9 protein-coding genes and 1 pseudogene are annotated in these 7,636 nt (G+C 65.0%); 9 read left to right on the forward strand and 1 reads right to left on the reverse strand.

Annotated elements, in window-relative coordinates; genetic code table 11:
• Positions 1 to 77 precede the first annotated feature (77 nt).
• From mdcA to madM, 9 genes are all read left to right on the forward strand, one after another.
• On the forward strand, positions 78 to 1,748 hold the full coding sequence (gene mdcA / locus G7025_RS03270; RefSeq protein WP_181076561.1) for a malonate decarboxylase subunit alpha: 1,671 nt from the start codon (positions 78 to 80) through the stop codon (positions 1,746 to 1,748).
• Positions 1,749 to 2,582: a triphosphoribosyl-dephospho-CoA synthase gene (locus G7025_RS03275; protein WP_181076562.1), complete on the forward strand. Its 834-nt coding sequence runs from the start codon at positions 1,749 to 1,751 to the stop codon at positions 2,580 to 2,582.
• On the forward strand, positions 2,582 to 2,881 hold the full coding sequence (locus tag G7025_RS03280) for a malonate decarboxylase subunit delta (RefSeq protein ID WP_181076564.1): 300 nt from the start codon (positions 2,582 to 2,584) through the stop codon (positions 2,879 to 2,881). The genes G7025_RS03275 and G7025_RS03280 overlap by 1 nt, the downstream gene beginning before the upstream one ends.
• The gene (locus G7025_RS03285; RefSeq protein ID WP_181076565.1) at positions 2,874 to 3,716 is read left to right on the forward strand and encodes a biotin-independent malonate decarboxylase subunit beta; all 843 of its coding nucleotides are present in this window, start codon (positions 2,874 to 2,876) and stop codon (positions 3,714 to 3,716) included. The genes G7025_RS03280 and G7025_RS03285 overlap by 8 nt, the downstream gene beginning before the upstream one ends.
• A complete protein-coding gene (mdcE, locus tag G7025_RS03290) occupies positions 3,713 to 4,483 on the forward strand; it encodes a biotin-independent malonate decarboxylase subunit gamma (RefSeq protein ID WP_181076567.1) in 771 nt (256 codons plus the stop codon). Before G7025_RS03285 ends, mdcE begins: the two co-directional genes overlap by 4 nt.
• On the forward strand, positions 4,477 to 5,073 hold the full coding sequence (locus G7025_RS03295) for a malonate decarboxylase holo-ACP synthase (RefSeq protein WP_181076569.1): 597 nt from the start codon (positions 4,477 to 4,479) through the stop codon (positions 5,071 to 5,073). Before mdcE ends, G7025_RS03295 begins: the two co-directional genes overlap by 7 nt.
• A complete protein-coding gene (gene mdcH / locus G7025_RS03300; RefSeq protein WP_181076570.1) occupies positions 5,070 to 5,969 on the forward strand; it encodes a malonate decarboxylase subunit epsilon in 900 nt (299 codons plus the stop codon). The genes G7025_RS03295 and mdcH overlap by 4 nt, the downstream gene beginning before the upstream one ends.
• 67 nt (positions 5,970 to 6,036) lie before the next feature.
• Complete coding sequence (madL, locus tag G7025_RS03305; protein WP_061434475.1) at positions 6,037 to 6,441, forward strand: malonate transporter subunit MadL; 405 nt, start codon at positions 6,037 to 6,039, stop codon at positions 6,439 to 6,441.
• Between the two features lies 1 nt (position 6,442).
• Complete coding sequence (gene madM / locus G7025_RS03310; RefSeq protein ID WP_181076572.1) at positions 6,443 to 7,207, forward strand: malonate transporter subunit MadM; 765 nt, start codon at positions 6,443 to 6,445, stop codon at positions 7,205 to 7,207.
• A 117-nt stretch (positions 7,208 to 7,324) separates the two neighbouring features.
• On the opposite strand, the pseudogene G7025_RS03315 reads toward madM, so the two are convergent.
• Positions 7,325 to 7,430, reverse strand: a pseudogene (locus G7025_RS03315) (LysR family transcriptional regulator); the annotation flags it as partial.
• Positions 7,431 to 7,636 lie beyond the last annotated feature (206 nt).

Consider the following 7,636-nt stretch of genomic DNA (forward strand, 5'->3'; position numbering starts at 1 on the left):
CCGTCGCCCAGCTTGATTGATGACCCCCTGAATCACTCCTAAGGTACAGCCCACGACAGCAAACCCGTGGAGCGACCATGACAACAACAATAAACCCCGATTCGCGCTGGACGCGGCGGCGTGACGAGAAGCTGCGGCGGCTCGGGCTGGTCAAAAAAATCGCAGACGGGGCGGTTTTGCCCGGCGACAGGATTGTCGAGGCCCTGGAAGCCCTGATCCTCCCCGGCGACCGCGTGGTGCTGGAGGGCAACAACCAGAAGCAGGCCGACTTCCTCTCGCGCTCCCTGGCCAAGGCCGACCCGGCCAAGCTTCACGATTTGCACATGATCATGCCCAGTGTCGGGCGGTCCGAGCACCTGGACCTGTTTGAAAAGGGCATCGCGCGCAAGCTGGACTTTTCCTTCGCCGGCACCCAATCCCTGCGCATCAGCCAGTTGCTGGAAGACGGTCTGCTGGAAATCGGTGCGATCCACACCTACATCGAACTCTATGCCCGCCTGGTAGTGGACCTGATCCCCAACGTCGTACTTTCCGCCGGTTTCATGGCCGACCGCGCCGGCAATATCTACACCGGCGCCAGCACCGAGGACACCCCGGCGCTGATCGAGCCCGCGGCCTTCAGCGATGGCATCGTCATCGTGCAGGTCAACCAGTTGGTCGACGACGTCACTGACCTGCCCCGTGTCGACATCCCGGCCAGTTGGGTGGATTTCGTGGTGGTGGCCGACAAGCCGTTCTACATCGAGCCGCTGTTCACCCGCGACCCCCGCCACATCAAGCCCGTACATGTGCTGATGGCGATGATGGCGATCCGTGGCATCTACGAAAAACACAACGTGCAGTCGCTCAACCACGGTATCGGTTTCAACACCGCTGCCATCGAACTGATCCTGCCCACCTACGGCGAATCCCTGGGCTTGAACGGCAAGATCTGCCGCAACTGGACCCTCAACCCGCACCCCACCCTGATCCCGGCGATTGAAAGCGGTTGGGTGGAAAGCGTGCATTGCTTCGGCACCGAACTGGGCATGGAAAACTATATCGCCGCCCGGCCGGATGTGTTCTTCACCGGCCGCGATGGCTCGATGCGCTCCAACCGCATGGTTTGCCAACTGGCCGGCCAATACGCGGTGGACCTGTTTATCGGCGCCACCCTGCAAGTCGATGGCGACGGCCATTCCAGCACCGTGACCCGTGGTCGCCTTGCCGGCTTTGGCGGTGCGCCGAACATGGGCCATGACCCGCGCGGCCGTCGCCATGGCACCCCGGCATGGTTGGATATGCGCCACGGCGACGCACCGCAAGCGCTGCTCGAACGCGGCAAGAAACTGGTGGTGCAGATGGTTGAAACCTTCCAGGAGGGCGGTAAACCGACCTTCGTCGACACCCTTGATGCCGTGGAGGTGGCGCGCAAAAGCGGCATGCCCCTGGCGCCGATCATGATCTACGGCGACGACGTCACCCACCTGCTTACCGAAGAAGGCATCGCTTACCTGTACAAGGCGCGCTCTCTGGAAGAACGCCAGGCGATGATCGCCGCCGTCGCCGGGGTCACCGCCATCGGCATGCGCCATAACCCCAAGGACACCGCGCGCCTGCGCCGCGAGGGTTTGATTGCTTTGCCCGAAGACCTCGGCATCCGCCGCACCGACGCCACCCGCGAGTTGCTGGCCGCCAAGAGCGTGGCCGACCTGGTGGAGTGGTCCGGTGGCCTGTACAACCCGCCCGCCAAATTCAGGAGCTGGTAAATGCGCGCCCTCAAACTGCACGAACTCAGCCTCGCGGATCGCCTGGCGGATATGGCCGTCGACGCGCTGATCGACGAAGCCGACCTGTCGCCCAAACCCGCCCTGGTGGACCGTCGCGGCAACGGCGCCCACCACGATTTGCACTTGGGCCTGATGCACGCGTCGGCGTTGTCGCTGTGGCCGATGTTCAAGGCAATGGCCGAGGCGGCGATTGAATTCGGCGAGGTCGGTTTGCCGCTGCGCGAAGCGCTCGGCCGAATCGGTCGCGAAGGCGAGCAGGCGATGCTCGTCACCACCAACGGTGTGAATACCCATCGCGGCGCGATCTGGGCCCTCGGCTTGCTGACCGCATCGGCTGCCCTGGAACCGCGCGCCATAACGCTGAACGCCGCCAGACTGGCCCTGCTCAACGACCGTTATGCACCTCAACCGATGAGCCACGGCGCCCAGGTCGCGCAACGCTACGGTGCACGCGGTGCCCGTGAAGAAGCGCAACTGGGCTTCCCCGCCGTGACCCAGCGCGGCCTGCCGCAACTGCACCAGAGTCGCCGCCGGAACGCCGGTGAACAGAACGCGCGTCTTGATGCCTTGCTGGCGATCATGACCGAGCTGGCCGACACGTGCGTGCTCTACCGCGCCGGCACCGAAGGCCTGCAAGCCATGCAACACGGCGCCCAAGCGGTGCTCGACGCCGGCGGCAGCGCCACCCTGGCCGGCCGCCGCAGCCTGCACGCACTGGACAACCAACTCCTGGCCCTGAATGCCTCCCCCGGCGGCGCCGCCGACCTGTTGGCCGCCTGCCTGTTTATCGACCGCCTCGACGGAGCGTTGTGATGGAAACCTTATCCTTTGAATTCCCCGCCGGGCAGCCGCCAAAAGGCCGCGCGCTGGTAGGTTGCGTCGGCTCGGGCGACCTGGAAGTGCTGCTGGAGCCGGGCACGGCGGGGCGATTGACCATTCAGGTGCAGACCTCAGTGAACGGCGCCGAGCAGCGTTGGCTGCACCTGTTCGAGCGGATCTTCCAGGAGCACACGCCACCGGCCCTGAATATTGATATCCACGACTTCGGCGCCACCCCCGGCGTGGTGCGTCTGCGCCTGGAACAGGGTTTCGAGGAGATCGACCATGACTGACTTGCTCAGCAAACACAGCTTTGTCGAACTCGGTGCACGCCAGCGAGCCAAGGCGCTGCTGGATGCCGGTACCTTTCGCGAACTGATCGACCCGTTCCAGCGCGTCATGTCGCCCTGGCTTGGCCGCCAAGGCGTGGTGCCGCAGGCCGATGACGGGGTGATCATCGCCAAGGGCAGCATCGGTGGCTTGCCGGTGGTGGTGGCGGCCATCGAAGGCAACTTCCAGGGCGGCAGCCTCGGTGAAGTCGGCGGAGCAAAAATCGCCGGTGCGCTGGAGCTGGCCGCCGAAGACAACCGCAACGGCATCCCCACCCGCGCCGTGCTGCTGCTGGAAACCGGCGGCGTGCGCTTGCAGGAAGCCAACCTGGGCCTGGCCGCGATTGCCGATATCCACGCGGCGATAGTCGACCTGCGCCAGCACCAGCCGGTGATCGGTGTGGTGGCGGGCAGCGTTGGTTGTTTCGGCGGCATGTCCATCGCGGCCGGGCTGTGCAGTTACCTCGTCGTGACCCGCGAGGCACGCCTGGGCCTCAACGGTCCGCAGGTGATCGAGCAGGAAGCCGGCTTGGAAGAATACGACTCCCGCGACCGTCCCTTTATCTGGAGCCTCACGGGTGGTGAACAGCGCTTCAACAGTGGCCTGGCCGACCGTTATGTCGGCGACGATGTGGCGCAGATTCAGCAGACCGTCAGCGCGTTGTTGCAGCAAGGCGTGCCCGCCCAGCAACGCAGTCGCCAGGCTGATTATTACCTCGCACGCTTGGCCGAGTTGGACGCCATACCGCAAATCGACCCGGCGACGGTGCGCGAGCTGTATCAAGGAGAACGCTCATGAGAGGCTTGCAGTGGTTCAACGCATTGAGCGCCGGCGCTCCACCTGTAGACGGTTTGCCGGCGTCACTGAGGGTTGCCGACGCTGTATTGGGTGAGCAAAAGGTGCGCTTTGTCGCCGTGATCACGGACGCGCAAAACCGCTTCCCTCGGGCGCGCAATGGCGAAGTCGGCCTGCTCGAAGGCTGGGGCCTGGCCAAGGCCGTCGATGAGGCTATTGCCCGTGGCGACAAGCGCCCGATCATCGCCATCGTCGATGTGCCCAGCCAAGCCTACGGCCGTCGCGAAGAAGCCCTCGGCATCCATCAGGCCCTGGCCGCCGCCGCCGATGCCTACGCCCGCGCTCGCCTGGCCGGCCACCCGGTAATTGCGCTGCTGGTGGGCAAGGCCATGTCCGGTGCGTTCCTGGCCCACGGTTACCAGGCCAACCGCCTGATCGCCCTGCGTGATCCCGGTGTGATGGTGCACGCGATGGGCAAGGCTTCGGCCGCGCGGGTGACCTTGCGCAGCGTCGAAGAGCTGGAAACCCTAGCCGCCAGCGTGCCGCCCATGGCCTATGACATCGACAGCTATGCCAGCCTCGGTCTGCTGTGGGAGACCTTGTCGGTCAGCCAGATCGAACAGCCCACGGCGGACGATGTGGCGCGGGTCAGTAATTGCCTGGTGAATGCGATCAAGGATGTCGGCAGCACCGATCTGCGCGGGCGCCTGGGCGCGACTAATCGCGCGGCGTCCAGCCATGTTCGCCAACTGCTGCGGGAACAATGGTGAACGCCCACGACTTGCTCTGGGGCATGACCCCGGCGCATCTGCCCGCCGATGCACCGGCCTGGGGGCTGGAGGCGCTCGGCGCCGGCCACCCGGTGGTGGTGCGCCGCGCCATCGCCGCACCGGGTTATGTGGCGGTTGGTGTGCGCGGGCGTTTGCGTGAGCAGCGTTTCGCCGCCGAGATGCCGCTGGCGGCGGTGCAGCGGCGCGTGGCCCCGGAAGCCCTGCGCGACGTGGTTTCGTCACGGGATTTACCCGCGCTGCAAGCGCTCGCTCAATTGCGTTCGGTGCTGGTGCAACAGACATGGGGCGTCAGCGGTAGCGCAGGGTTTGAATTGGCCACCGGCATCGAAGCGTTGCATGCTCGTAGCGATCTGGATTTGATCCTGCGTACGCCCAAGCGCCTTGAACGCGCGTATGCCGACGACCTGCTGGCGATCCTGGACGCCACGGTGTGCCCCGTCGATCTGCAACTGCAAACCCCGTTCGGCGCTGTCGCCTTGCGCGAGTGGGCCAGCGGCTCACGCCGTGTGCTGCTGAAAACCGATCGCGGCGCCCACCTCGTGCTCGACCCCTGGCAGGCCGTGGCATGAGCAGCCTCCTGGTGTTTCCGGGGCAGGGGGCGCAGCGACCCGGCATGCTCCAGTCGTTGCCCGAACCTGTACTGGAAGAAGCCAGCGATGCCCTGGGCGAAAACGTGCGCCTGCTCGACTCGGCGCAAGCCCTGGCCAGTACCCGCGCCGTGCAGTTGTGCCTGTTGATCGCAGGTACGGCCCACGCTCGCCTGTTGGCGCGCACCCCGGACTATGTGGCGGGCCTGTCCATCGGCGCCTACCCGGCTGCGGTGATCGCCGGGGCTCTGGATTTTGCCCAGGCAGTAAAACTGGTAAGCCTGCGCGGCGAACTGATGCAAAACGCTTATCCACACGGCTACGGCATGACGGCGATCATCGGCGTGGAGTTATCCACCGTCGAAACACTTCTCGCCGCCATCCACAGCCCCGAAACCCCGGTGTACCTGGCCAATATCAACGCCGATAACCAGAGCGTGATCGCCGGCAGCGACGAAGCCATGAAGCGCGTCGCCGCGCGTATCAAAGGCAACGGCATCGCCAAGCGCCTGGCCGTGAGTGTGCCGTCCCATTGCGCGTTGCTGGCGCAACCGGCCGAGGCCCTGGCCCAGGCATTTGTCCCGCTCAAGGCGCCGCGCATCACCTACCTGAGCAGCACCCGAGCGCGGCCGATTCACAACCCCGAACACCTGCGCGACGATCTGGCCTTCAACATGTGTCGCGTCGTTGACTGGCGCGGCACGGTGCAAAGCGCCTACGAACGCGGTGTGCGCCTGCAAATCGAAGTGCCCCCGGGCGCCGTGCTCACCGGCCTGTCACGCCGCGTGTTCGAGCAAGGCACGGTGATCGCCTGCGAGGGCGCGCGCCTGGATACCTTGCAGGTCCTGCTGGAAGAGGAGGAGCGCCGCCACCGATAAAGCACTACCCAAGGCTGTCGAAGCACAAAAACAACAATGTCGATCGAGCACTTTGAGGACAACAACAATGATTATTTACGGTGTGGCACTGCTGGCGATCTGCACGCTTGCAGGGGTGATCATGGGCGACATGCTTGGCGTGTTGCTGGGCGTCAAATCCAACGTGGGCGGGGTGGGGATCGCCATGATCCTGTTGATCTGTGCCCGCCTGTGGATGCAAAAGCGCGGCGGCATGACCAAGGATTGTGAAATGGGCGTGGGCTTCTGGGGCGCCATGTATATCCCCGTTGTTGTGGCGATGGCCGCGCAGCAGAACGTTGTAACCGCGTTGCACGGCGGGCCGGTCGCGGTGCTCGCCGCCATCGGATCGGTGGTGGTCTGCGGTTGCACCATTGCCTTGATCAGCCGCACGCATAAAGGCGAACCGTTGCCCGATGAAGAGCCGCTGATCGTGCCTGCGGGAGGTCGCTGATATGTGGGATCTCATCGAAAAGGGCCTGGAGCATAACGGCCTGATCACTGCGTTTGCCTTTGTTGGCGTGGTGATGTGGATTTCCGTGGTGCTGTCCAGGCGCTTGACCTTTGGCCGCATCCACGGCTCGGCGATTGCCATTGTGATCGGCCTGGTACTGGCCTGGGTCGGCGGCACGATTACCGGTGGCCAGAAAGGCCTGGCCGACCTGGCGCTGTTCTCTGGCATCGGCCTGATGGGCGGCGCGATGCTGCGTGACTTCGCCATTGTCGCCACGGCGTTTGAAGTGCAGGCCACCGAAGCGCGCAAGGCCGGGATGATCGGCGTGGTTGCGCTGCTGTTGGGCACCGTCCTGCCGTTTATCGTCGGCGCGAGCATGGCCTGGGCATTTGGTTATCGCGATGCGATCAGCATGACCACCATCGGCGCGGGTGCCGTGACCTACATCGTCGGCCCGGTGACCGGCGCGGCGATTGGCGCGACGTCCGATGTGATGGCGCTGTCGATTGCCACCGGCTTGATCAAGGCGATCCTGGTGATGGTCGGCACACCGGTGGCGGCGCGCTGGATGGGCTTGGACAACCCGCGCTCGGCGATGGTCTTCGGTGGCTTGGCCGGCACCGTGAGCGGCGTGACCGCAGGGCTGGCGGCGACGGACCGGCGCTTGGTGCCGTATGGCGCGTTGACAGCGACGTTCCATACCGGGCTTGGGTGCTTGCTCGGGCCTTCGCTGCTGTACTTCATTGTGCGTGGGTTGGTCGGCTGACGATCGTTCCCACGCTCCGCGTGGGAATGCATCCTGTGACGCTCCGCGTCACGCCTTCAAGAGCGGACGCAGAGCGTCCAGGGCTGCGTTACCACGCGGAGCGTGGGAACGATCATCTCAAGCCTGGCGGTTGGCATACATCCGACACTCGGCCAGCAGCGCCAGCAAGCTCGGATCGCGCATAACCTACCCCCGAGCTGACCCTGCTCAGCAGGGTAAAGATGACGATCGTTCCCACGCTCCGCGTGGGAATGCATCCTGTGACGCTCCGCGTCACGCCTTCAAGAGCGGACGCAGAGCGGCCAGGGCTGCGTTACCACGCGGAGCGTGGGAACGATCATCTCAAGCCTGGCGGTTGGCATACATCCGACACACGGCCAGCAACGCCAGCAAGTTCGGATCGCGCATAACCTACCCCCGAGCTGACCG

Source organism: Pseudomonas lurida (assembly GCF_013522705.1).
GTDB lineage: Bacteria > Pseudomonadota > Gammaproteobacteria > Pseudomonadales > Pseudomonadaceae > Aquipseudomonas > Aquipseudomonas quebecensis.